This window comes from Bacillus cihuensis, from assembly GCF_000504145.1.
Classification (GTDB): Bacteria; Bacillota; Bacilli; order Bacillales; family DSM-1321; genus Peribacillus; species Peribacillus huizhouensis.
Genome location: NZ_KI632495.1, coordinates 1,348,560 through 1,373,190, shown reverse-complemented (window position 1 = coordinate 1,373,190; position 24,631 = coordinate 1,348,560). Strand labels below are relative to the sequence as shown.

The 24,631-nt window shown below is 38.8% G+C and carries 25 protein-coding genes; 24 read left to right on the top strand and 1 reads right to left on the bottom strand.

Annotated elements, in window-relative coordinates:
- Positions 1-80: 80 nt before the first annotated feature.
- Positions 81-1,031, bottom strand: a complete 951-nt coding sequence (locus tag V179_RS0112455; protein ID WP_028391748.1) for a DUF1385 domain-containing protein — start codon at positions 1,029-1,031, stop codon at positions 81-83.
- Positions 1,032-1,467: 436 nt separating this feature from the next.
- On the opposite strand from V179_RS0112455, the gene V179_RS27855 reads away from it, so the two are divergent.
- From V179_RS27855 to recN, 24 genes are all read left to right on the top strand, one after another.
- The gene (locus V179_RS27855; RefSeq protein WP_034301105.1) at positions 1,468-1,983 is read left to right on the top strand and encodes a YqhR family membrane protein; all 516 of its coding nucleotides are present in this window, start codon (positions 1,468-1,470) and stop codon (positions 1,981-1,983) included.
- 109 nt (positions 1,984-2,092) lie between these two features.
- Positions 2,093-2,530, top strand: coding sequence for a type II 3-dehydroquinate dehydratase (gene aroQ, locus V179_RS0112445; RefSeq protein WP_028391747.1), 438 nt, complete (start codon positions 2,093-2,095; stop codon positions 2,528-2,530).
- A gap of 149 nt (positions 2,531-2,679) precedes the next feature.
- Positions 2,680-3,741, top strand: coding sequence for a M24 family metallopeptidase (locus tag V179_RS0112440; RefSeq protein ID WP_028391746.1), 1,062 nt, complete (start codon positions 2,680-2,682; stop codon positions 3,739-3,741).
- Positions 3,742-3,759: 18 nt separating this feature from the next.
- Positions 3,760-4,317, top strand: coding sequence for an elongation factor P (efp, locus tag V179_RS0112435; RefSeq protein ID WP_028391745.1), 558 nt, complete (start codon positions 3,760-3,762; stop codon positions 4,315-4,317).
- 295 nt (positions 4,318-4,612) lie between these two features.
- Positions 4,613-5,542 (top strand): stage III sporulation protein AA, encoded by a 930-nt coding sequence (spoIIIAA, locus tag V179_RS0112430; protein WP_028391744.1) that lies wholly within the window; start codon positions 4,613-4,615, stop codon positions 5,540-5,542.
- Complete coding sequence (gene spoIIIAB / locus V179_RS0112425; RefSeq protein ID WP_028391743.1) at positions 5,535-6,050, top strand: stage III sporulation protein SpoIIIAB; 516 nt, start codon at positions 5,535-5,537, stop codon at positions 6,048-6,050. Before spoIIIAA ends, spoIIIAB begins: the two co-directional genes overlap by 8 nt.
- Positions 6,051-6,069: 19 nt before the next feature.
- Entirely contained in the window at positions 6,070-6,273 is a 204-nt protein-coding gene (spoIIIAC, locus tag V179_RS0112420) for a stage III sporulation protein AC (protein WP_028391742.1), read from the top strand.
- A gap of 12 nt (positions 6,274-6,285) precedes the next feature.
- Entirely contained in the window at positions 6,286-6,675 is a 390-nt protein-coding gene (spoIIIAD, locus tag V179_RS0112415; RefSeq protein ID WP_152534727.1) for a stage III sporulation protein AD, read from the top strand.
- Between the two features lie 35 nt (positions 6,676-6,710).
- Entirely contained in the window at positions 6,711-7,904 is a 1,194-nt protein-coding gene (gene spoIIIAE / locus V179_RS0112410; protein WP_028391740.1) for a stage III sporulation protein AE, read from the top strand.
- 12 nt (positions 7,905-7,916) lie between these two features.
- Positions 7,917-8,528 (top strand): stage III sporulation protein AF, encoded by a 612-nt coding sequence (spoIIIAF, locus tag V179_RS0112405; protein ID WP_028391739.1) that lies wholly within the window; start codon positions 7,917-7,919, stop codon positions 8,526-8,528.
- A gap of 4 nt (positions 8,529-8,532) precedes the next feature.
- On the top strand, positions 8,533-9,192 hold the full coding sequence (gene spoIIIAG, locus V179_RS0112400; RefSeq protein ID WP_028391738.1) for a stage III sporulation protein AG: 660 nt from the start codon (positions 8,533-8,535) through the stop codon (positions 9,190-9,192).
- Between the two features lie 14 nt (positions 9,193-9,206).
- Positions 9,207-9,782 carry a SpoIIIAH-like family protein gene (locus tag V179_RS0112395; protein ID WP_028391737.1) on the top strand — a complete coding sequence of 192 codons (576 nt, stop codon included), beginning with the start codon at positions 9,207-9,209 and terminating at the stop codon, positions 9,780-9,782.
- A gap of 369 nt (positions 9,783-10,151) precedes the next feature.
- Positions 10,152-10,643 (top strand): acetyl-CoA carboxylase biotin carboxyl carrier protein, encoded by a 492-nt coding sequence (gene accB, locus V179_RS0112390; RefSeq protein WP_028391736.1) that lies wholly within the window; start codon positions 10,152-10,154, stop codon positions 10,641-10,643.
- A 13-nt stretch (positions 10,644-10,656) separates the two neighbouring features.
- On the top strand, positions 10,657-12,009 hold the full coding sequence (gene accC / locus V179_RS0112385) for an acetyl-CoA carboxylase biotin carboxylase subunit (RefSeq protein ID WP_028391735.1): 1,353 nt from the start codon (positions 10,657-10,659) through the stop codon (positions 12,007-12,009).
- A gap of 25 nt (positions 12,010-12,034) precedes the next feature.
- Complete coding sequence (locus V179_RS0112380; protein WP_028391734.1) at positions 12,035-12,445, top strand: Asp23/Gls24 family envelope stress response protein; 411 nt, start codon at positions 12,035-12,037, stop codon at positions 12,443-12,445.
- Between the two features lie 1,501 nt (positions 12,446-13,946).
- Positions 13,947-14,339 (top strand): transcription antitermination factor NusB, encoded by a 393-nt coding sequence (gene nusB / locus V179_RS0112375; RefSeq protein ID WP_028391733.1) that lies wholly within the window; start codon positions 13,947-13,949, stop codon positions 14,337-14,339.
- 113 nt (positions 14,340-14,452) lie between these two features.
- A complete protein-coding gene (gene folD, locus V179_RS0112370; RefSeq protein ID WP_028391732.1) occupies positions 14,453-15,316 on the top strand; it encodes a bifunctional methylenetetrahydrofolate dehydrogenase/methenyltetrahydrofolate cyclohydrolase FolD in 864 nt (287 codons plus the stop codon).
- A gap of 516 nt (positions 15,317-15,832) precedes the next feature.
- Entirely contained in the window at positions 15,833-17,188 is a 1,356-nt protein-coding gene (gene xseA, locus V179_RS0112365; RefSeq protein ID WP_028391731.1) for an exodeoxyribonuclease VII large subunit, read from the top strand.
- Complete coding sequence (locus tag V179_RS0112360) at positions 17,181-17,411, top strand: exodeoxyribonuclease VII small subunit (RefSeq protein WP_028391730.1); 231 nt, start codon at positions 17,181-17,183, stop codon at positions 17,409-17,411. The genes xseA and V179_RS0112360 overlap by 8 nt, the downstream gene beginning before the upstream one ends.
- A 2-nt stretch (positions 17,412-17,413) precedes the next feature.
- Positions 17,414-18,307, top strand: coding sequence for a polyprenyl synthetase family protein (locus V179_RS0112355; RefSeq protein WP_028391729.1), 894 nt, complete (start codon positions 17,414-17,416; stop codon positions 18,305-18,307).
- Positions 18,308-18,553: 246 nt separating this feature from the next.
- Positions 18,554-20,446, top strand: a complete 1,893-nt coding sequence (dxs, locus tag V179_RS0112350) for a 1-deoxy-D-xylulose-5-phosphate synthase (protein WP_028391728.1) — start codon at positions 18,554-18,556, stop codon at positions 20,444-20,446.
- Positions 20,447-20,450: 4 nt separating this feature from the next.
- Positions 20,451-21,290: a TlyA family RNA methyltransferase gene (locus V179_RS0112345; RefSeq protein WP_028391727.1), complete on the top strand. Its 840-nt coding sequence runs from the start codon at positions 20,451-20,453 to the stop codon at positions 21,288-21,290.
- 693 nt (positions 21,291-21,983) lie between these two features.
- Positions 21,984-22,433: a transcriptional regulator AhrC/ArgR gene (gene ahrC / locus V179_RS0112340; protein WP_028391726.1), complete on the top strand. Its 450-nt coding sequence runs from the start codon at positions 21,984-21,986 to the stop codon at positions 22,431-22,433.
- A 24-nt stretch (positions 22,434-22,457) separates the two neighbouring features.
- Positions 22,458-24,179: a DNA repair protein RecN gene (gene recN, locus V179_RS0112335; protein WP_028391725.1), complete on the top strand. Its 1,722-nt coding sequence runs from the start codon at positions 22,458-22,460 to the stop codon at positions 24,177-24,179.
- Positions 24,180-24,631 lie beyond the last annotated feature (452 nt).

Genomic DNA, 24,631 nt, shown 5'->3' with positions numbered 1-24,631 from the left:
GAGCATCATGAGCAAATCTGAGTCATTTTAAACGCCCGAAGGAAAATTAATTTTCCTAAGATGGGATAATCTCTTAAACTTTACACTATATCTTCGTTTTTTAAACTTTGTTCAGTACGACTTTCCAATTTCATCAACTCGTTAAAAGAAGCAAGTGCTACTTCCACTTGTGTGTCATCTGGTTCTTTCGTTGTCAGCAATTGCAACCATAAACCAGGATACCCTAAATAGCGTAATACAGGAACATCTCTTAATTTATTTGTGAGCTGAAGAACTTCGAAAGATATTCCGAGAACAACTGGAATTAAGACAATTCGACTGATGACTCTTGACCAAAGCGGCTCAGTCGGTACAAACATGTAAACGAAGATGCCAACTACGACAGTGAAAAGAATAAAGCTGCTACCACAACGATAATGAAGACGTGAAGAAGATTGAACGTTTTCAACAGTTAAAGGCTTGCCACTTTCGAAGCAGTTGATCACTTTATGCTCTGCACCGTGATACTGAAATACTCTTTTGATTATCGGGGTTAAGGATACAAAATAGATATAAACAAGCAATAGAAGCAGTTTAAAAGCTCCTTCTATTAAAATTTGGGAAATATGACTTTGGAAAATCGGTCGAGTAAGCTCAGCTAAAAACATAGGAACTAGCGTGAAAATAAACTTACCGAACAGAAAGGAGATAATTCCAATGGCAGCGACACCTAGCCACATTGCAAGCTTGGATTCTTTTTTTGACTCCTTCACTTTTCCAGGTTCTTCTGGTGCATCTTCCTCAAATTGCTCGGTTGAAAAATTTAAGTGCTTAGATCCAGTAGCACTTGAGTCAATAATCGCTACAATACCGCGTAGAAACGGAATTTTTTTCAAACTTTGCAGGAGGGGCTTGCTTTGTCGCGGCAAGTGATAGTAGTCAATGGTTGAATCTTTCCGGCGTACAGCTGTTACGGTATGATGTTTGCCGCCAAACATAACACCTTCAACAACGGCCTGCCCGCCATATGCGGGTTTCTTTGTATCAGACATTGTAGACACCAACTTATCCTTAAATTTACTGGTTTTTCATCTAGTGTTACTCTCTTATTCATGTATGAACAGGTCGCTCTATTTATGAAGCAATATTGTAAATAAACCTGCGATTGGTTGATAAGATCAAACATCCATCTAAGAAGAAACTCCACGCATTTTGATGTTCTCTTAATCATACAAAACTAACCAGTTTTTTGCAATAACGACGTGCTTATCATGAAATAAAAAGACTTTGGAAAATACATTGAAAATAACGGTGGAATAGAATGGTTGTCAACAATGAACCTTTGCTAAAATTGATCAATTCATGTAAGAATCCAATTAGGAAACATTCACGAACAGAAGTTTCACTTTATATATTAAACAACCTCATAAAAATGGAGAAATGATTCCAGCGCTAATGGGACATACTAGTAGCGGAGGTGTTATGAGTATGTCAAATGAACCGAAACAAGTTAACGGTGTCGTGTACCATGAATCAATCTTAATGGATGTATTTGTTATTGGGATATATGGAGGTTTCCTTTGGTGTGCGGTAGGACTCGTTGCTGCCTTTTTTCATTTCATGGATGTTAGTCCAAAGTTTATTTTTACATCTTGGTCAAATGCTGCTTGGATTCATACTTGGCTTGGGGCAGTGGTGACGCTCATTATTTATAGTATTGTATCAATAGTTTTTGCGTACCTTTATTATGCTCTTTTTCGAAAAGTAAATCATATTTCCGCAGGGATCGTATATGGAGCCTTATTATGGCTTGTATTTATCCTTGTTCTCCAACCTATATTTCCCGATCTGCCTTCTTTTTCAAAAATGACAGCAGATACTGGGATTACTAGTATATGTTTATTTATCTTATATGGTGTTTTTGTAGGATATTCGATTTCTTATGAATATGGCGAACTACAAAGGGCGTTAAATAGAGATAAATCTGAGGTGGAGACGCACTGAAATTTGTAAAAAGTAGTAAGACAATTCGCAATTATGGTAGAATGTTGATGGTAAAACATTTTTTTGGGAGAGCATTCGATTGTACTTGGAAGTAAGGTGGGAGTGGGGCATGGAAAAAATATTGTTAATAAATGGACCTAATTTAAATAGGCTGGGAAAACGGGAACCTAAGCATTACGGAAATGTAACGCTAAATGATGTGGAAATGAGTGTCCGTGAATTGGCTGATGAGATGAAACTTGAACTAAGCTGTTATCAGTCTAATCATGAAGGGGAAATTATTGATAAGCTACATTGGGCAGAAGATGAGGGCTTTAATGGGATTATTATGAATCCTGGAGCATTTACACATTATAGTTACGCCATACGTGATGCAATTGCAGGAATTGATGTTCCTGTTATCGAAGTACATATATCTAATATTCATGCACGGGAAAGTTTCCGTCATGTTTCTGTAACAGCTCCAGTCACAGCTGGACAAATTGTCGGTTTAGGCGTCTCAGGCTATCTACTTGCCTTAAGAGCCATTGAAACGATAATAAAGTGAAACTTCCATCATTGGGGTGCTCCACTGATGGTTAGTTGAACCAATCGGGCTTTAATGGGAGTTTGTCCCCCGACTACCTTCTTTGTTTCTTATAAACTAGAGGTGGGGGTCTTACTGCCCGTTAAAGCGAGATAAAGGAGAGATAGGGAATGGAGAAACTTGAGAAATTTCGCTCACAGTTGGCTAAAAAAGGTTTGGACGGATTTTTAATTACGAGTACATATAATCTGCGCCATATGACCAACTTTACAGGTACGGCTGGCCTTGCCTTGATATCAGGAGATGAAGCGAAATTTATTACAGACTTCCGATATGTGGAACAAGCAGGTAACCAAGCTTTAGGGTATGAGATTGTTCAACACAAAGGGACAATCATGGAAGAAGTGGCTACTCAAGCAAAGAAGATGGGAATCAAGCAGCTTGGTTTCGAACAAGATCATATGACATTTGCTACATTTAAAGCGTATGAAACTTTGGTAAGTGCAGAACTTGTACCTGTATCAGGGATGATCGAGAATTTACGCTTGATTAAGACTTCTTCAGAGATTAATATATTAAAGGATGCTGCTGCAATTGCAGATGCTGCATTTACACATATTGTTGAATTTATTCGTCCAGGGATTTCTGAGCTGGACGTTTCAAATGAACTTGAATTCTTTATGAGAAAACAAGGTGCTACTTCTTCATCCTTTGATATCATCGTGGCTTCTGGGAAAAGATCGGCTCTTCCGCACGGTGTTGCAACCAATAAAATCATTGATAGCGGTGATTTTGTTACGCTTGATTACGGTGCTTATTTTAACGGGTATGTATCAGATATTACGCGAACACTTGCAGTAGGAGAACCAGATGCACAACTAAAAAAAATCTATGATATTGTTTTAGAAGCGCAACTACGAGGTATGGCTGGTATTAAACCAGGCATGTCTGGAAAAGAAGCGGATGCTCTTACTCGAAACTTCATTGCTGAAAAAGGCTATGGTGAGTATTTTGGGCATTCAACGGGTCATGGTATTGGGCTGGAAGTTCATGAAGGTCCTGCCCTTTCTCTCAAATCCGAAACAATTCTTGAACCAGGAATGGTTGTAACTTGTGAGCCGGGAATATATGTGCCTGGTTTAGGCGGTGTTCGTATTGAAGATGATACGATCATTACAGTGGAAGGCAATGAAGCATTAACACATTCAACAAAAGAATTAATTATTTTATAAGCATGCAGGAGGAAAAAGATGATTTCAGTTAATGATTTTAAAACAGGCTTAACGATTGAAGTAGATAACGGAATTTGGCAAGTGATGGAATTCCAGCACGTAAAACCAGGTAAAGGTGCTGCATTCGTTCGTTCTAAGCTACGTAATCTTCGTAATGGCGCTGTTCAAGAAAAAACATTCCGTGCCGGCGAAAAAGTTGCAAAAGCACATATTGAAAACCGTAAAATGCAATATCTATATGCAAGCGGTGATTCTCATGTGTTCATGGATAACGAATCATATGAACAAATTGAGCTTCCAGAAGCAAATATCGAATATGAGCTAAAATACCTAACAGAAAACATGGAAGTACATGTTATGACATTCGGAACAGAAACTCTTGGAGTTGAACTTCCGAAAAACGTAACGCTTGAAGTGACAGAAACGGAACCAGGAATTAAAGGTGACACATCTTCTGGTGGAACGAAATCAGCTACACTTGAAACGGGCATAACAGTACAAGTGCCATTCTTCATTAACCAAGGCGATAAACTAATCATTAACACATCTGAAGGTTCTTATGTATCTCGTGCATAAGGCTTAATCTGGGTATCCTTAAAGGGTCAGATCACGCACATAATACGCAGTTCATCGAGGCGATTTTCGCTTACATTGAACTGGATATTGTGTTTGCGGGTCTGACCCTTTCGTTATGTAGACCTTTTTTAAAGGCTCAGCCTATCTCCTTTACCCCGCACTAACGGGCAGAAAAACTCTACTTAATACTTCTGTAGTTTAGTAATCGAAATATCCCACTACTTTTCTTGTCATAAACTCACTAATCTAACATACATTTTAACAAATGATTAGCTGTAAATAGGAGGTTTCGGGCATGGAAACGGTGTTTACCCTATTGCCGAAGAAATTGGAGGAGCAATTTAGGAAAATTCCACTGTCTCTGGTAAATAAAGTTGAGGAACTACGGGTTCGAATTGGACGACCTCTTGAAGTGATTATCGAAGGTAGACCAACCTTTTTACCATATTTGGTTCATGATGAAGACGCAAAGCAGCTGCTGCATCACATTAGCAAATATTCTTTATATGCTTTAGAAGAGGAATTAAAGCGAGGGTATATCACAGTAAGTGGTGGTCATCGAATTGGCCTTGCAGGTAAGGTTGTTCTTGAAAATGGCGAGGTAAAAGCGATTAGAGATGTGTCGTCCTTTAATATTCGAATTGCGAGACAGAAAATTGGGACGGCTGAAAAATTAATTCCAAGTCTATACACAGGTGAATGGCATCATACGATTATCATCGGCGCTCCTCAAACAGGAAAGACGACACTTTTGCGTGACATTGCCCGAATTATCTCAACTGGATGCGAAAAGCGAAATATTCTACCTAAGAAAGTCGGTATCGTGGACGAGCGTTCAGAAATCGCTGGATCAGTTCGGGGGGTACCTCAGCTCGATTTTGGACCTCGGGTGGACGTTTTGGACGGATGCCCAAAGGTTGAAGGGATGATGATGCTTATTCGTTCCATGTCACCCGACGTGTTAATTGTTGATGAAATTGGTCGCCGTGAGGATATGGCTGCGGTGTTAGAGGCAGCTAATGCGGGAATTAAGCTTGTAATCACTGCACATGGACGTACATTGTCAGATTTAACGAAAAGACCTTATATGGTACAAATTCTCAATCAACATATATTTGAACGCTTTATTGAGTTAAATAGACATGACAAATCTGGATTTGGCTACACGGTCCTTGATGAGACTGGAAATCCTGTCACAGAATTGGAAGTGGCTAAGAATGATTAAATTCATTGGCGCAGCTCTTATCGTCCTTGCTACAACTTGGGTAGGGTATGAATTAGCCCGTGTGTTAAGACAACGACCAAGAGAATTACGACAACTTAAGTCAGCGTTACAATCTCTAGAAGCAGAAATCATGTATGGACAAACGCCGTTAACGGAAGCTGCTTTTAAACTTGCTAAGCAGTTGCCCAAACCGCTATCTCATTTTTTTGAAAGTTTCGCTGTCAAGCTGTCAGGCGGTGAGACAACAGTAAAGACTGCTTGGGAAACAAGTTTAAAACTTGTATGGAAACAACTTGCTCTTAAGCAAAATGAATACGAAATACTTGTACAATTCGGTGAAACGCTTGGTCAGCATGATCGTCTTTCTCAACAGAAACAAATTCAGTTGGCCATGATTCATTTGGAAAGAGAAGAAAATGATGCCCTCGACCGTCAAAATAAGTATGAAAAGATGATGAAGAGCTTCGGATTTTTATCGGGTGTATTGATAATCATTTTGCTGTTGTAGCAGGACTGGAGGACCTTAGATGGGCTTAGATGTTGATATCATATTTAAAATTGCAGGTGTTGGTATAGTTGTCGCATTTCTCCATACCATTTTAGATCAAGTTGGAAAAAAGGAATATGCACAATGGGTGACTCTATTTGGTTTTATCTATATTTTATTTATGGTGGCAAGCATCGTTGAAAATTTATTTCAAAAAATTAAATCTGTGTTTCTTTTCCAGTAGGAGGGATCGGCCATTGAAATCTTAAAAATTGTCGGTATCTCACTTATCGCTACTTTTTTAGCCCTAATTGTAAAAGAGCAAAAACCGAATTTTGCCTTTTTGCTCGTTGTCTTTACTGGTTGTGCCATATTTCTCGTTCTTGTTGACAAAATATACGAAATAATCGCAATGCTCGAGAAGCTTGCCGTAAATGCAAATGTCAATATGGTGTATCTAGAAACGATATTAAAAATTATCGGAATCGCCTATATCGCCGAATTTGCTGCTCAGATTACCAAAGATGCAGGTCAAGGATCAATCGCTTCAAAAATTGAGCTAAGCGGAAAAATTTTGATTCTAGCTATGGCGATCCCGATTTTGACAGTCATTATTGAAACAATCATTCAATTGATACCGAGCTGACAGGTAGACACCTGCGGCAATGATGAGGTGAATCTATGAGGCAGCGAATTTTCTACTTTTCCTTCTTGTTCATCGCTCTTTTTTCTATGCACATTGATCTAGCACAAGCCTCAGAAACAAATGAAAATACTAATGTTCTTCAATCCGATTTAGTACAAGCTCAGATGGACAGGCTCGGCATTGAAGAATTGAAGAGTTTTTGGGATAGTATCCTCACGGAATATGGTGGATTCTTGCCGGAAAGTCAAAAGGGAAGTTTTATGGACTTTGTCAGTGGTGAGAAGAAATTTTCCTTTGCTGAATGGATGAAAGGGATTGGCAAATTCGTTTTTCATGAGCTTCTTGTGAATGGGAAGCTTCTTGGGTCGCTCATATTATTAACTGTTTTTAGTATGTTTTTGCAATCACTCCAAAACGCATTTGAACAAAGCACAATCAGTAAAGTTGCATATTCCATCGTCTATTTAGTGTTAATTATTCTTGCGCTAAATAGTTTTCATGTAGCCATACAATATACCCAAGAAACGATTAATACGATGATTTCCTTTCTGATGGCACTATTGCCTATGCTACTTGCGTTAATTGCCAGTTCTGGCGGGGTGTTATCAGCAGGTTTTTTCCATCCTATTCTCATATTTTTAATGAACTCTAGCGGCATATTAATTCAATATGTTGTCTTGCCGTTCCTTTTTCTTAGTGCAGTCTTAAGTGTTGTCAGTACAATGACGGAACAATACAAAGTCACCCAGCTTGCGCAGCTATTACGAAATTGGGCTATTGGCTTACTTGGTGCTTTTATGACCATCTTTCTCGGTGTTATTTCTGTACAGGGTGTGACAACTGCTGTTGCTGATGGTGTGAGCATTCGGACAGCAAAATTCGTGACAGGAAATTTTATCCCTGTAATCGGCAGGATGTTCACGGATGCAGCGGACACAGTCATCAACGCTTCCGTCCTTCTAAAAAATACAGTTGGTATGGCTGGAGTTATTATTTTACTCTTTATTATCACCTTTCCAGCCTTGAAGATATTAATGCTTTCTTTTATTTATAAATTGGCAGCAGCATTATTACAGCCGCTTGGCGGCGGACCTGTTATTAAATGTTTGGATATTATTAGTAAAAGTATGATTTATATTTTTGCAGCACTTGCCATCGTATCGATGATGTTCTTCCTTAGCGTTACCGTTATCATCGCTGCTGGTAACATTACTTTGATGGTGCGGTAGGGAGGGGAAACTATGGAATTTATCACGAGCTGGGTAACGAATATTATCGTGTTTGTACTCCTTGCGACCGTAATTGATATGTTACTTCCGAATTCGTCCATGCAAAAGTATGCGAAGATGGTAATTGGTTTACTGTTAATTGCCGTGATTATCTCGCCGATTCTTAAGTTGTTTCAATCAGACTTCGATGAGTTATTAAATATTGCGACAAGCTCAATTGATGAAAAAACAAATCATCAGGTAGAAAATTTAACAGATTTGAAGAAAAAAGAAATACAAGCAGTACAAGATGCATATATTTTAAAACAAATGGCTGCCGATATGAGGACAGGGGTAGAAGAGGAGATGATAGAACGATATAAAATGGCAATTCAGTCAATGGAACTCGAAGTAAAAAACAAAGATCAGCCTAACCTTCCGGAAGATTTACAAAAAATTTTAATCGTCCTACACAAGACAACAGATGAAGCAGCATCGGTTGAAGTGGTTGCAAAAGTAGAGATTGACACGAAACAATCATCGCAGACATCGTCCAGTGACTTGGATCATATAAGAGAGTTCCTCGCTGCAAAGTGGGCGGTCGACGAAAAAATCATCGAATTTGCCGGAGAAAGGGGGGGCTAACAAGTTGAAAAATGACAAAGGTCCATTATCGTGGCTGAAAAACCTTTTTAAGCAAACGAATAGCGAAGAGGAAAATAAAGAGAAGAAACCTTCCAAGTATGCCTATGTATTAACTGTTCTACTATTGGGTGTCGGCATCATGATGGTGAGTAATTTGTTAACAAATAAAGAATCAAAAAAAGAAACTATTACAACGTTTAATCAAACAAGTTCGCAAAACAAAGAAATAGAGACGTTTGGCAAGGCAGAAAAACAGTCTTCACCAGCAGGCGATTATGAAAAATACTTGCAAAATGAAATGAAATCAGCACTTGAAACGATGGCAGGTGTTTCAGATGTCAAGGTTATTATCTATGTAGAAGCTTCTGAGAAAAAAGTGTTTGAAAAAAATAAAGTAACGCAAAAACAAGTGACAGAGGAAACCGACCAAGAAGGTGGCAAGCGAAAAGTTGAAGACATATCGGATGAAGAACAGCTTGTTATTCTCAAAAGTGGGGATAAAGAGGGACCAATCGTTGTCGAGACAAAGAAACCAAAAGTAAGCGGAGTACTCGTCGTTGCCAAAGGTGCTGAAAATATACAAATTAAGAAGTGGATCATTGAAGCTGTAACAAGAGCATTAGATGTACCGAGTCACCGGGTCTCGGTTATGCCTAAAAAATAAGGGGGAGTATCATTATGTTATTAAAAAAACAAACTGTCTGGCTGTTAACAATGTTAAGTTTGGTCGTTGTACTTTCGGTATATTATTTAACGGGTCCTGATCAAAATAGTTCAAATGTAGCATCTAATCAAGAAGAAAAGGACAAACAAAGTACTGAATCAACAAAGCAAAAAGAGGAAACGGCTAAAATTTCTGACAAGGAAGTACCAAAGGTCGCCATCTCTTCGTCAGATGATGAGTTTGAAGCATTACGTATTAATATTCAAGACGAGCGCAGTAAATTAAGTGAAGAACTGACAAATAAAATGGGAGATACAAGCCTTTCAGCGGAAGAAAAAAATCAGGCTGTCGAAGCGAATAACAAGCTTAGTGAAACAGCTACTACAGAGCAGGTGTTAGAATATGAAATTATGCAACTGAATTACCCAGCAGCTTTGGTACGCATTGACGGCAACAAAGTGGATGTCACAGTTAAAACTGATGAAAAATTAACAGCGTTAGAAGTGGCAGACATCATGGATATCGTAAACACAGAAATGGACGATGTAGAAGATGTGGCAGTTGAATTTAAATTAGATGAAGGAAAATAATAGCAATGATGGAGAAGAGGGAGTCTTTAAGGGACACCCTCTTTTTCTAATGTGTTAACTACTAAAATCAATGGTAATCAACGGGAAAACGTTTTCTTTTATGTGTAAAGAATTGCACATTTGTTATGATAAGATGTAAGATAGAGGAACGGCTCAAGAAAAGTCGTAAGCATTGCTAAAACATTTATTGAATTCATACTAAGTATTATCGTATGATATTAGTAGTTGGTCTTAATGATTTTTTTGGTACAGCAATGGAAAGCGTAGGCTAAGCCAGTTTGTAGTTGGATAGTTAGAGGGCTTTTATAATCAGTCAAAAAAATTTAACTTAACTTAACTTAACAATAAAATAAGACAAGGGGTGCCGAGATGTTGAAGGTACAAGAAATACAAGAGATTATTAAATTGGTCGATCAATCTAGCATTAATGAATTTGTTTTTGAACAAGAAGGAACAAAAATTACATTGAAAAAAGCTGTCCAAGAACAAGCTCCACAAGTTGTTTATCAAGCTACACCTGCTGTCCAGTCAGTAGCAGCTATGCCAACAACAAATGTTCCTCAAGAAACACCGAAACAAGTTGAACTTGTAACCGATGCAGAAGCGAATAATCAAGAAAATTTACATAAAATCACATCACCGATGGTTGGAACGTTTTATGCTTCAGCGTCACCAGAAGCAGGGCCATATGTGAAACTTGGATCAAAAGTAGGAAATGATTCGATTGTATGTATCGTTGAAGCAATGAAGCTCTTTAATGAAATCGAAGCAGAAGTAAGCGGTGAGATCGTCGAAATTCTTGTCCAAGACGGCCAATTAGTGGAATACGGTCAACCGTTATTTTTAGTAAAGCCGGAATAAGGAGCTGTTTTCAATGATTGAAAAAGTATTAATTGCAAATCGAGGAGAAATTGCTGTTCGGATTATTCGGGCATGTAAGGAAATGGGAATCGAAACCGTTTCAGTTTTCTCAGAGGCTGACCGTGAAGCTCTTCATGTCCAGCTTGCAGATGAATCGTACTGCATTGGCCCGAAGGCTTCAAAGGATAGCTATTTAAACGTTACGAATATTATTAGTATTGCAAAGAAAACGGGCTGCGACGCTATTCACCCTGGGTATGGATTTTTAGCTGAAAATGCTGATTTTGCAGAGCTTTGCCGTGAATGTAATGTCATCTTCATCGGACCATCTCCTGAAGCTATTTCAAAGATGGGGACGAAAGATGTGGCAAGGGAAACGATGCGTAAAGCAGGAGTACCGATCGTGCCGGGATCTACAGGAATTATTAAAGACTCGGATGAAGCAATTGCTCTTTCTGAAAAAATTGGGTATCCAGTCATCATTAAAGCTACAGCTGGTGGAGGCGGAAAAGGGATTCGGGTCGCTAGAACAGAAGAAGATTTATTGAATGGGATCAGAATCACTCAACAAGAAGCATTGACGGCATTTGGAAATTCCGGCGTATATATTGAAAAATATATTGAAGATTTCCGTCATGTTGAAATCCAGGTAATGGGAGATACACATGGAAATGCTATTCACTTTGGTGAGAGAGATTGCTCGATTCAAAGACGTCTTCAAAAGCTTGTAGAAGAAACGCCATCTCCTGCAGTTGACTCAGAGATGCGTGAGGAAATGGGCTCGGCTGCAGTTAAAGCGGCTCTTGCCGTTAATTATTCCGGAGCAGGTACAGTTGAGTTCATTTATGATTACAAAAACCGTAACTTCTATTTCATGGAGATGAATACAAGAATTCAGGTAGAACATCCGGTAACAGAAATGGTAACTGGTGTTGATTTAATCAAGGAACAAATTCGCGTAGCAGCAGGTAAAAAATTGTCTTTATCACAAGAAGAAGTACAATATAACGGCTGGGCAATTGAATGCCGTATTAATGCTGAAAATCCTGAAAAGAATTTTATGCCTTCTGCTGGGAAAATTCAAATGTATCTTCCACCAGGTGGAAATGGCGTACGCATTGATTCTGCTGCGTACCCAGGATATGTGATTCCGCCGTATTATGATTCAATGATCGCGAAGTTAATTGTTCATGCCCCAACACGCGGTGAGGCGATTGACAAGATGAGACGAGCGTTAGAGGAATTTGCAATTGAAGGAATCCACACTACTATTCCATTCCACAGTAAATTGATGCAGCACGAACAATTTGTCTCTGGAGAATTTAACACAAAATTTCTTGAATTATATGAGGTTATGGATTCATAATGGAAAATACAGGAGGTGCTGAAGAATGAGTGAAATGGAACAAATGCTTGAAGTGAACAATACCTATAATGGATTAGGTAAAGTGGAGATTTCCCCTGATGTAATTGAAGTCATCGCAGGTATTGCTGCTAGTGAAGTAGAAGGAGTTGCGCATATGCGTGGAAACTTCACTACTGGTGTTGTTGAAATGCTTGGGAAGAAAAGCCATGGAAAAGGTGTCAAGGTAGATCTTGCAGACGATGGTATTAAAGTTGACTTATATTGTGTCATGAAATTTGGCGTATCGATTCCAAAGGTTGCGCAGGAAGTTCAAGACAATATTCGTCAAGCTCTACTAAACATGACAGCCCTTGACACTTCCGAAGTGAATATTCATGTTGTAGGAATCCAATTTGAAACAGCAAAACAAGAAAGTGAAATTGAGCAAGAAATGTAAGGAAATCGAAGAGAATCTCTAAAATAGGGTCTGACCGCACACAAATTCCAAGTTTAAAGTGTTTACATGCACTTTTTTCAAACGGGATTCGTTGTACGGTCTGACCCTTTGATTTTGGGAAATTTCGTAAAGAACGTTTAAATACTGAACAGATGTGACATACAATACAAAAATGGTGTTTAAACCTGAAAATAGTTTCTTGCGAGAGAAAAAATAAGCGAGCTGGTAATAAACAGCCTGTAAAACCCCGATTCCCTTAGCGCTAGAGCTGTGCTAAAGGAAGTATCACTTTACTCCGCATTAACGGACAGTAAGATCTCCATGCTAGGCCTAATGGAAAGAAAAGAAAAGAGTTTGTAGTAAGGGATCCGTCCGTAAATGCCCGATTGGTGAGATACAGTGAAACTTACCGATGCGTAAGCGGAGGTTTAGTTGAACCAATCGGGTTCGTAGTGTCGCTTTTATCGAAGCGTTAGCGGAGATATTAGCGACACTAGAACGGGACTAACCCTCAGTGGAAAACCACCACTGAGGGAAGTTTCACTTTCCCCCGCATTAACGGACAGTAAGACCTCCATGCTAGTCCTAATGGAAAGAAAAGAGTTTGTAGTAAGGGATCCGTCCGTAAATGCCCGATTGGTGAGATACAGTGAAACTTACCGATGCGTAAGCGGAGGTTTAGTTGAACCAATCGGGTTCGTAGTGTCGCTTTTATCGAAGCGTTAGCAGTGATATTAGCGACACTAGAACGGGGCTAACCCTCAGTGGAAAACCACCACTGAGGGAAGTTTCACTTTACCCCGCATTAACGGACAGTAAGATCTCCAAACTAGACCTAATGGAAAGAAAAGAAAAGAGTTTGTAGTAAGGGATCCGTCCGTAAATGCCCGATTGGTGAGATACAGTGAAACTTACCGATGCTTAAGCGGAGGGTTAGTTGAACCAATCGGGTTCGTAGGGTCGCTTTTATCGAAGCGTTAGCGGAGATATTAGCGACACTAGAACGGGGCTAACCCTCAGTGGAAAACCACCACTGAGGGAAGTTTCACTTTACCCCGCATTAACGGACAGTAAGATCTCCAAACTAGACCTAATAGAAAGAAAAGAAAAGAGTTTGTAGTAAAGGGATATGTCCGTAAATGCCCGATTGGTGAGATACAGTGAAACTTACCGATGCGTAAGCGGAGGTTTAGTTGAACCAATCGGGTTCGTAGTGTCGCTTTTATCGAAGCGTTAGCGGAGATATTAGCGACACTAGAACGGGACTAACCCTCAGTGGAAAACCAGCACTGAGGGAAGTTTCACTTTAACTCAATCTTATTTTCTGTTAGAGTGTTACATATGTGATTTTTTATGATACTAATTAGCATAAGCGATACAATAAAGGTAAGTATATCTTCTTTTTAGGATAAAAACTTAATATTTATGATTTTTTATTAAATAATGTTCGTGTATGCTGTGATTTTCATATATAATAGTCGATATAGAAGGAGTCAATTTTATGAAAAGAAGAACTGCCCGTGAAAAAGCCTTGCAGGCCATGTACCAACTTGAAATTGGTAAGGGAGAAATTCAAGATGCTTTAAACAGTGTTTTGGACGGACGTCCGAGTGATGAATATCTTGAACTGTTAGTAAAAGGAACACAAGAAAACAAAGAAGAGATTGATGGAACAATTCGCGATAATCTCGATAATTGGAAGATTGAACGATTGGCGAATATTGATCGGAACTTGCTCCGCATCGCTGTGTACGAAATGATCTACTGTGAACAAGTTCCTATCAATGTTGCTATGGATGAAGCAATAGAAATCGCAAAAGTCTTCGGTGATGATCAATCAAGCCGCTTTGTAAATGCAGTTTTATCAAAAGTGAAAGATCAGCTTAATAAATAAATAGTGCATAGCATAAGTGCTAAGAAAAGAATATTTATTTTGGGTCAAGCGGTTTAAATCATTCTCACCTTGAGGCAATCGATTTCTTAAGCTAACTTTGGAGGATGATGAATGTGTCAGGGAAAATTATTGATGGAAAAGAAATTGCTCAATCTGTAAGAAATACGCTTCGTGAGGAAGTAAGCAAGCTAGAAAGTAATGGCACAGTGCCAGGTCTTGCTGTTATTCTTGTTGGCGATGATCAAGCCTCGAAAACTTATGTAGCCAATAAGCAAAAAGCTTGTGCAGAAATTGGTATTTATTCTGTTTTATTCGATTATCCAGCATCGTTGTCACAACAAGAACTACTTACAAAAATTGATGAATTAAATCAAGATGATGCGATTCATGGTATTTTGGTACAACTCCCACTTCCAGCCCATATCCAAGAAAAAGCTATTATTGAAGCTATTTCTCCCGAAAAGGATGTCGATGGGTTCCATCCAATTAATATTGGAAGAATGATGACTGGTCAGGATGCGTTCTTACCGTGCACCCCATATGGAATTATGGTAATGCTTGAGCATATCGGCTGTGAAATTGCTGGCAACCATGTTGTTGTTGTTGGAAGAAGTAATATTGTCGGAAAGCCTTCAGGACAATTGTTTCTGAATAAAAGTGCCACTGTTACGTATTGCCATTCTAAAACGAAAGATCTTGCTTATCATACAAAGCAAGCTGATATACTGGTTGTCGCTGTCGGCAAGAAAGATATAATCACCGCTGCTCATGTTAAGGAAGGTGCAGTTGTCATTGACGTTGGTATGAATCGAAATGAAGAAGGCAATCTATGCGGCGATGTTTCTTTTAACGAAGTAAAAGAAGTTGCCTCATATATTACACCGGTTCCAAAAGGCGTTGGTCCAATGACGATTGCCATGCTCCTGGAAAATACCGTTAAATCAGCCAAGAAATCGATTGCCCTACAAGATGCATAAATAGCTATTACCCTAAAAAAACTTAGCTAGGATTAACAGTCTGTAAAAAAAACACGATTGGTGAGATACAGTGAAACTTACCAACGCGTAAGCGGAGGTTTAGTTGAACCAATCGGGTTCGTAGTGTCGCTTTATCGGAACGATAGTGGAGATATTAGCGACAGTAGAACGGGACTAACCATTAGCGCACAGAGCGGCGCTAATGGAAATTTCACTTTATCCCGCATTAAAGGACAGTAAAATTTCTTATACTAGGCTTTAGTGTAAGGAAAAGTGAAGATCTTGTAGTGGACGGACTGCCCGTAAATGCCCGATTGGTTCCACTAACCATCAGCGAAAGAACGTCGCTAATGCAAGTTTCACTTTATGAAAAAGCTATCACTTGTTCTATAATGGCAAGTGATAGCTTTTTTGTTTTATAATGAAAGTATCAGGTCATCAATTCTGTGGATAGCGCTAAAAATAAAAGATCGAAAACCATATATAGCGCTGTACTTTTTAGGTAAGGAGAAAATAATGGAAGAAAAAAGATACTTAACTGTTTCAGCGTTGACAAAATATATTAAACGAAAATTTGATGCGGATCCTCATTTGCAAAATGTATACATAAAAGGAGAAATATCAAATTTTAAGCAGCATTCAAGTGGCCATATGTACTTTACGATCAAAGATGAGAAAGCAAGAGTCTTAGCTGTGATGTTTTCAGCTCATAATAAGAGTTTGAAGTTCGTTCCTGAAAATGGGATGAAGATTTTGGTGCGAGGCGATATTTCTGTCTTCGAGCAAAGTGGACAATACCAGTTGTATGTCAAGAGTATGTCGCCTGATGGGGTTGGCGATTTATATTTAGCTTATGAACAGTTGAAGAAGAAGCTTAAAGCAGCGGGGTTATTTTCGGCTCAGCATAAAAAAACACTTCCGAAATATCCCCATGCCGTTGGTGTCATAACTTCACCCACAGGAGCTGCATTAAGGGATATTTTGACCACGATTAAAAGAAGATATCCAATTGCTAAAATAATGATTTACCCAGCGCTTGTGCAAGGCACAAATGCACCTAAATCAGTTGCCAAAGCGATTTCGGAAGCAAATGCACGTAAAGAAGTTGAAGTGCTTATTGTTGGAAGGGGTGGCGGCTCCATTGAAGAACTTTGGGCTTTTAATGAAGAAATCGTTGCAGAATCCATATATGATTCAGATATTCCAATTATCTCGGCTGTTGGGCATGAAACAGATTTCACGATTGCAGATTTCGTAGCAGACTTACGTGCACCAACACCAACAGGAGCTGCTGAACTAGCCGTGCCGCATCTACAAGAAATTTACGAACGGTTATGGAACCAAAAAAATAGGTTGACAAGGACGATTCATGAGCAAGTTAATGTTGAGCAAACAAAGCTGACACGACTGGCAAAATCTTATGCTTTTCGTTATCCTAAAAAAATGTATGAGCAAAAGGCCGAACAATTGGACCGAGTGACGGAACGATTAAAACGCGAGAGTACTAAATATTTTCAAAAGAAAAACGAAATGCTAAAAAATTCATTAGCTCAATTAATAAAACAGCATCCAAACCAACAGCTAACGAATGCTAAGGATCGTTTAACTAATAGTGAAAAGATGTTGAATCGGAGTATGCAAACAACTTTAAAAGGGCACACACAAAGATTCGTCTCAGTTACCCAAACTTTATCTGCCTTAAGCCCGCTTAAAATTATGGAACGGGGCTATGGACTTATTTTTACTGAAGAAGAAACACTCGTTAAAAGCAGATCACAAGTAGAAGTCGGAGATTATATAGATGTAAGCATAACCGACGGAACTTTGCATTGTAAAATAGAAAAAATAGAGGAGCGAAAAGGGAATGAGTAAAGAAAAAGAATTGACTTTTGAGCAGGCAATGGAAGAACTTGAACAAGTTGTTGAAAAATTAGAAGAAGGGGACGTACCTCTTGAAGAAGCAATCTCCATCTATAAAAAAGGAATGGACCTATCTAGACTTTGTCATACAAAATTGAAATCTGTTGAAGAACAATTGACGCAAATACTTAGGGAAGATGGCGAACTTGAAGAATTCGCGGTTGAGGAGGAATAGTCATGAGTGTAATGTCATTTCATACGTTTTCAAAAAACTACAAACAACTCATCGAATCGAAGGTGATTGAATATGTAGAAGAATTAAAAGCGCCTGATAACTTAAAATCAGCAATGGCATATTCCTTGAAAGCAGGCGGTAAAAGAATTCGTCCTTTACTCGTTTTGGCAGTATTGGATGCCTTTGCAAAAGACTTGAACGCTGGAGTCCCTACTGCGGCTGCGATTGAGATGATCCATACTTATTCTTTAGTCCATGATGACTTGCCAGCGATGGATGACGATGATTTGCGTCGCGGTAAACCGACGAATCATAAGGTGTATGGTGAAGCGACGGCGATTCTTGCAGGTGATGCATTACTTACATATAGCTTTCAACTTATTGCAAATACGGAACATCCTTGCGTGACATCAGACATGAAGCTCAACTTAATCCTTGAAATCGCTAAAGCGGCGGGTGCTGAAGGGATGGTTGGTGGACAAATAGCTGATATGGATGGCGAAAACAAACAGCTTTCATTAGAAGAACTCCAATATATTCATGAACATAAAACAGGCAAGTTGTTAATGGCGTCTGTCCTTGCGGGAGCCATTTTATCTGGTGCTAACAACGAACAGCTTCTTTCACTTAAACGATTTTCCTATCATCTCGGATTAGCTTTTCAAATTCGAGATGATATTCTAGATATTGAAGGCACAGAAGGAGAAATTGGTAAACCTGTTGGTAGTGATACTGGGAATAATAAGAGTACGTATCCTTCATTGCTTACTTTGTCAGGAGCTAAAGAAAGGCTAGCAGAACATATTAAAATGGCTCACGAAGAGTTGGCAAAAACTCAATTAAATACGGCTCTTCTCAATGAAATAACAGATATGATCGCTCGTCGAAAATCTTGAAACGACAACAATTGTTAACACATCCTATATGTGTTATACTTTTGTTGTTTAACTAGCTTATCCTTTTGAAAATCGGTATAATATGATGAAACTAAAGCCGCCGAAATCATTGGGTATCGGCGGCTATTTTTGAAGTGTTTTGCAGAAAAATGTTGAATTATGACATCCAGAATAGTATTAAATTAGAATTTTCCATCGATAGGTCATTAATAAGGCCTGGAAATAACAGAAAGTGAGTGATCCAATTTGGATCTTCTGTCTATAAAAGACCCTTCTTTTTTAAAAGAAATGAATAATGAAGATTTAAAAGAATTAAGTGCGGATATTAGAAAGTTTTTAATAGAGAAGTTGTCGATTACCGGTGGGCACCTAGGCCCGAACCTTGGAGTAGTTGAATTGACTATTGCGTTACATAAGGAGTTCAACAGTCCAAAAGATAAATTTTTGTTTGATGTTGGCCATCAGTCTTATGTTCATAAAATCCTTACTGGACGCGCATGCCAGTTCGATACATTAAAAAAATACAAAGGTCTTTGCGGCTTCCCGAAAATGAACGAAAGTGAACATGATGTATGGGAAACAGGCCATAGCTCAACTTCTCTATCTGGAGCAATGGGAATGGCTGCAGCACGGGATTTAAAAAAAGAAAAAAACTTTGTTCTGCCAATTATCGGTGATGGTGCTTTAACGGGGGGAATGGCACTCGAAGCACTTAACCATATCGGTCATGAAAAGAAAGATATGATTGTCATCTTAAACGATAATGAAATGTCGATTGCGCCAAACGTTGGGGCCTTGCATTCTGTACTTGGAAGACTTCGTACGGCTGGAAAATATAATTGGGTGAAGGATGAACTCGAATTATTACTTAAGAAAATTCCAGCAGTCGGCGGCAAAGTGGCTGCAACAGCTGAGCGTGTTAAAGATAGCTTAAAGTATTTGTTAGTTTCTGGAGTATTTTTTGAGGAGTTAGGATTTACTTACTTAGGACCGGTTGATGGGCATAACTTCGATGAATTATTTGAGAACTTTCGTTATGCTAAAAAAACAAAAGGTCCTGTCCTTTTACACGTGATTACGAAAAAAGGAAAAGGATATTCCCCTGCTGAATCTGATACAATTGGAAACTGGCATGGAACGGGACCTTATAAAATTGAAACGGGCGATTTTGTTAAAACAGTAACAACGGCTCCTGCATGGAGTTCACTTGTCAGCGAAACGGTAAGGAAACTCGCTCGTACAGATGAACGAATTGTAGCGATTACACCGGCTATGCCAGTAGGTTCTAAATTAGAAGGTTTTGCAAGTGAATTTCCGGAACGAATGTATGATGTAGGAATCGCTGAACAACATGCAGCAACGTTTGCAGCAGGACTTGCCACGCAAAAAATGAAACCGTTTCTTGCGATTTATTCTACTTTTCTACAGCGTGCCTATGATCAAGTGGTTCATGATATTTGCCGCCAAAACCTGAATGTCTTTTTTGGTATCGATCGAGCAGGTTTAGTGGGGGCTGACGGGGAAACACATCAAGGTGTGTTTGACATCGCCTTTATGCGTCATATCCCGAACATGGTTTTGATGATGCCGAAGGATGAAAATGAAGGCCAACATATGGTTAATACAGCGTTAAAATATGATGACGGCCCGATTGCGATGAGATTTCCACGCGGAAATGGGTATGGTATTCCAATGGATGATCGCTTACAAGAAATTCCGATTGGCACATGGGATGTGTTGAAAGAGGGCAGAGATGCTTGTATTTTAACTTTTGGTACTACGATTCCAATGGCGATGGAAGCAGCAGAATATTTAGACAAGCAAGGGTATTCCATTAAGGTCGTGAATGCACGCTTTATTAAACCTCTGGACAATGATATGATGCACCAATTACTTGAGCAGAAAATGCCAATTTTAACGATTGAAGAAGCTGTTCTTCAAGGTGGTTTTGGCAGTGCGGTGATTGAATTTGCGCACGAGCATGGCTATCATGGTGCGATTATTGACCGAATGGGTATACCTGATCGTTTCATTGAACATGGAAGTGTCGATCAATTACTTGCAGAAATTGGCATGACAGTAGAGGACACGGTGCGGAACATCAAACGAATTACACCGAAAAAGCAAAAAAGGGCTTGAATGAATGAAAGCGAAAAAAGAAAGACTTGATATTTTACTCGTCGAATCTGGGTTGGCAGAAACGCGTGAAAAAGCTAAACGAATGATAATGGCGGGCCTTGTTTATGGAAACGAAGAAAGATTAGAGAAGCCGGGCGAAAAGGTTTCAACTGACTTAGTACTTACAATTAAAGGGAAGGTCATGCCATATGTTTCAAGAGGTGGGCTAAAGCTAGAGAAAGCATTGAAACAGTTTGATTTATCGGTTGAAGGGAAAGTACTGCTTGACATCGGTGCTTCAACTGGAGGATTTACCGACTGTGCTCTGCAAAATGGCGCACGGATGTCATATGCTCTTGATGTAGGTTACAATCAGCTTGCCTGGAAGCTAAGACAGGATGAGCGAGTGAAGGTAATGGAAAGAACGAATTTCCGTTATGTCACACCTGCTGATCTTGATGGGGAAATGCCTAATTTTGCGAGTATTGATGTTTCATTTATCTCGCTTACATTAATTTTACCTGTTTTGAAAACATTGCTGGTGGCTAATAGCGATGTTGTCGCACTTGTGAAGCCTCAATTTGAGGCAGGCAAGGATCAAGTAGGAAAAAAAGGAATTGTTCGTGATGTGAAAATTCACAGAGAGGTTATAGATAAAATAATCCACTTCGCAAAAGGTGAGGGCTATGATATTTATGACGCTTCTTTCTCCCCAATTAAAGGCGGCGAAGGAAATATTGAATTCCTCTTGCACCTAAAGTGGCAAGGTGCAAAAGACCAAGGTGAGAATTTCTTGAAGCAATCGGTTGAAGAAATTGTTCAGAATGCTCATCAAGAATTAAAACAAACAAAAAATGAAGAATAAGTAGTGTCCTCGTATCCTTGATACAAAACCAAATGGTGTTAAAATATGACCCATGGCTATGAAGGATCTATCAAGTAGTACGCTTCACTTACCTAATCATAATGGTGGCGGTGGGGGCCTAAATTTTAGGTACTTTCTTAAGTATAATAAGTAAATCGTAAAGTAGAATGGCTATATTAATGAGTCGCGAAGCCCCGTCCCCATAACCTTAGAGCTCCTGATGCAGAACTACCTGTTGAAGGAGCTTTTTTTACGGAGGGTAAGTTCTGAGGTGTTATTTTATGAAGTTGGCAAATCACTATGTGAGAAGCGGGTGAGTCTGGTAACTAAGATTCAGGAAGCGAGCTATATGAAAGGTTTGCGCGTCTAAATTTGTACTTTTATAAACTGGAATCAAGACTTGCGAGTGAGAAAGAGCATCTATATCAAATAAGAACCTAAAAACTACACACAATTAAAGGTATCAGAAACGAGCAGGATACGAGTGACCTTCATTTAACATACATAAAACGACGATATTAAATCAATCATTTGACATCTTTGATATCGGGGTTTCCATCCCCCTTTCAAATAAATGCTGACAGTTACAAGAAAAAATTGTACAATTTCAGCGAAATCCGCTAACATTATTTATATATTAAATATTTGTGGTACAAGTTAATTGGACCGCTAACTTAGAGGTGCTTTAAATAGATGAACAAAGGTCAACGACATATAAGGATTCGAGATATTATTACGAATAATGAGATAGAAACACAAGATGATTTAGTGGATGCATTGAAAAATGCTGGCTTTTCTATTACTCAAGCGACGGTATCAAGAGACATTAAAGAATTGCATCTCGTGAAAGTACCACTAATGGACGGTAGGTATAAATACAGTTTACCTGCAGATCAGCGCTTTAATCCGCTTCAGAAATTAAAACGGATGTTGATAGATGCATTTGTTCGGATTGATTCAGCGAGCCATTTTCTCGTACTAAAAACGTTGCCAGGTAATGCACAGGCAATTGGTGCCTTAATTGATCATTTAGATTGGGAAGAAATACTAGGGACGATTTGCGGTGATGATACGTGCTTAATTATTTGCCGTACTCCTGAAGATACTGAGGAAATTTCTAATCGATTTTTAGATATGCTCTAATGAAGACAGAGAGGTGATAAGAGTTTGTTAACAGAACTTTCTATTAGAAACTTTGCGATCATAGAAGCCCTTTCGGTATCCTTAGAAAAGGGTTTGACTGTTTTATCAGGAGAAACGGGTGCCGGTAAATCAATCATTATTGATGCGATTCATCTTTTGGTCGGCGGTAGAGGATCTGCAGAGTTTATTAGACATGGGGAAACAAAAGCGGAAATTGAAGGGCTATTTCAAATTGACGACGAACTTCATCCAGTATATCAAAAAGCTTCGGAATTAGGGATCGAGATAAGCGATGGAATGATTGTGCTACGTCGAGATATGTCGATAAGTGGCAAAAGTGTCTGTAGAGTAAACGGTAAACTTGTGACGATTGCTTTATTACGCGAAATTGGTAGAACGCTAATCGATATTCATGGCCAACATGAACATCAAGAACTGATGGATGAACGGCTTCATCTGCAGCTACTTGATCAATTTGGTGAAGAAAAAATCGCCAAAGCACTAGCAGAATACCAAAAGCTATATAAAGAATATGATCATGCGATGAAACAACTCCAAAAATTCAGTCAAAACGAACAACAAATGGTACATCGGTTAGATTTAATTCAATTTCAATATGAAGAAATTCAGCGCGCCAACTTAAAGTTAAATGAAGACGAAGAGCTGTCTGAAGAAAAAAAGAAAATCAATAATTTTGAAAAAATCCATGAAGCTCTACAAACAAGTTATTTAGCATTATCAGGAGAGCAAAGAGGGCTTGAATGGCTATCTGTTGCAATGAACAACCTCGAAGAAGCAGCAGGTCTTGATGAATCGGTAAAAACAATAACTGAGCCAGTTTCAAATAGTTATTATGTTTTAGAAGATGCAATTTCTGCAATTCGAGACCAGCTTGATGCTCTTGAATATGACCCAGAACGTCTAGAATTTATTGAAAGCCGCTTGAATGAAATTAATCAGCTGAAACGGAAATATGGGAAAACGATTGAAGAGATTGTTGTATATGGTGCAGCGATTGAAGAGGAAATTGAAACATTGCTGAATCGTGAAACACATATCACTAAACTCGAGACACAATTAAAATCAGTAAAAGCTGATTTATTAGTAGAGGCTAAAAATGTAACTGAATTACGTGAAAAATATGCCAAGCAACTGACCAAGAAAATACAACAAGAATTAAAAGAACTTCATATGCAAAAAACGGTATTTGAAGCTCGCTTTCATCAAACGGCGTATTCGTTTAATGAAGAGGACTCTAATGCCATCGGACGTAACGGATTGGATGTGATGGAATTTTATATTAGCACGAATCCGGGAGAACCGCTGAAGCCATTGTCAAAAATAGCTTCAGGCGGAGAATTGTCACGGATCATGCTTGCATTAAAAAGTATTTTTTCTAAACATCAAGGGATTACATCGATTATATTTGATGAAGTGGACACAGGGGTCAGTGGTAGAGTGGCACAATCCATTGCTGAAAAGATTTACAAAGTGGCGATCGGTTCACAAGTTCTTTGTATTTCTCACTTACCACAGGTCGCTGCTATGGCAGATACCCACCTATATATAGCAAAAAATATTAAGGCAGGTCGGACGAATACATCCGTTTTTCCATTACAGTATACAGACAAGGTAAAAGAAATCGGTCGAATGATTTCTGGAGTCGAGATTACTGATTTAACGAAACAGCATGCTGAGGAACTTTTGCAACAATCTGATAAAATTAAACAAACTGTTGGAGTATAGTCCTTATCCGGTTTAACAGGCTGTAACATCATCACACATATTTTGTTAAAGATTAAAAATATCGAGTTAAAAATAAACAGCCTGTAAAGCCCCGATTGGTTCAACTAACCATTAGCGGAAGGTCACCGCTAAAGGAAGTTTCACTTTATCCCGGTTTAACAGGCTGTAACATCATCATACATATTTTGTTAAAGATTAAAAATATCGAGTTAAAAATAAACAGCCTGTAAAACCCCGATTGGTTCAACTAACCATTAGCGGAAGGTCACCGCTAAAGGAAGTTTCACTTTATCCCGGTTTAACAGGCTGTAACATCATCATACATATTTTGTTAAAGATTAAAAATATCGAGTTAAAAATAAACAGCCTGTAAAACCCCGATTGGTTCAACTAACCATTAGCGGAAGGTCACCGCTAAAGGAAGTTTCACTTTATCCCGGTTTAACAGGCTG

Coding starts and splice junctions, on each gene's coding strand:
- V179_RS0112440 (WP_028391746.1), top strand. CDS start 2,680: ATGGAGAAACTTGAGAAATTTCGCTCACAGTTGGCTAAAAAAGGTTTG.
- V179_RS0112345 (WP_028391727.1), top strand. CDS start 20,451: ATGAAAGCGAAAAAAGAAAGACTTGATATTTTACTCGTCGAATCTGGG.
- V179_RS27855 (WP_034301105.1), top strand. CDS start 1,468: ATGTCAAATGAACCGAAACAAGTTAACGGTGTCGTGTACCATGAATCA.
- efp (WP_028391745.1), top strand. CDS start 3,760: ATGATTTCAGTTAATGATTTTAAAACAGGCTTAACGATTGAAGTAGAT.
- accB (WP_028391736.1), top strand. CDS start 10,152: ATGTTGAAGGTACAAGAAATACAAGAGATTATTAAATTGGTCGATCAA.
- spoIIIAF (WP_028391739.1), top strand. CDS start 7,917: ATGGAATTTATCACGAGCTGGGTAACGAATATTATCGTGTTTGTACTC.
- spoIIIAC (WP_028391742.1), top strand. CDS start 6,070: ATGGGCTTAGATGTTGATATCATATTTAAAATTGCAGGTGTTGGTATA.
- V179_RS0112395 (WP_028391737.1), top strand. CDS start 9,207: ATGTTATTAAAAAAACAAACTGTCTGGCTGTTAACAATGTTAAGTTTG.
- V179_RS0112360 (WP_028391730.1), top strand. CDS start 17,181: ATGAGTAAAGAAAAAGAATTGACTTTTGAGCAGGCAATGGAAGAACTT.
- nusB (WP_028391733.1), top strand. CDS start 13,947: ATGAAAAGAAGAACTGCCCGTGAAAAAGCCTTGCAGGCCATGTACCAA.
- V179_RS0112380 (WP_028391734.1), top strand. CDS start 12,035: ATGAGTGAAATGGAACAAATGCTTGAAGTGAACAATACCTATAATGGA.
- xseA (WP_028391731.1), top strand. CDS start 15,833: ATGGAAGAAAAAAGATACTTAACTGTTTCAGCGTTGACAAAATATATT.
- V179_RS0112455 (WP_028391748.1), bottom strand. CDS start 1,031: ATGTCTGATACAAAGAAACCCGCATATGGCGGGCAGGCCGTTGTTGAA.
- spoIIIAB (WP_028391743.1), top strand. CDS start 5,535: ATGATTAAATTCATTGGCGCAGCTCTTATCGTCCTTGCTACAACTTGG.
- spoIIIAA (WP_028391744.1), top strand. CDS start 4,613: ATGGAAACGGTGTTTACCCTATTGCCGAAGAAATTGGAGGAGCAATTT.
- aroQ (WP_028391747.1), top strand. CDS start 2,093: ATGGAAAAAATATTGTTAATAAATGGACCTAATTTAAATAGGCTGGGA.
- V179_RS0112355 (WP_028391729.1), top strand. CDS start 17,414: ATGAGTGTAATGTCATTTCATACGTTTTCAAAAAACTACAAACAACTC.
- accC (WP_028391735.1), top strand. CDS start 10,657: ATGATTGAAAAAGTATTAATTGCAAATCGAGGAGAAATTGCTGTTCGG.
- spoIIIAE (WP_028391740.1), top strand. CDS start 6,711: ATGAGGCAGCGAATTTTCTACTTTTCCTTCTTGTTCATCGCTCTTTTT.
- ahrC (WP_028391726.1), top strand. CDS start 21,984: ATGAACAAAGGTCAACGACATATAAGGATTCGAGATATTATTACGAAT.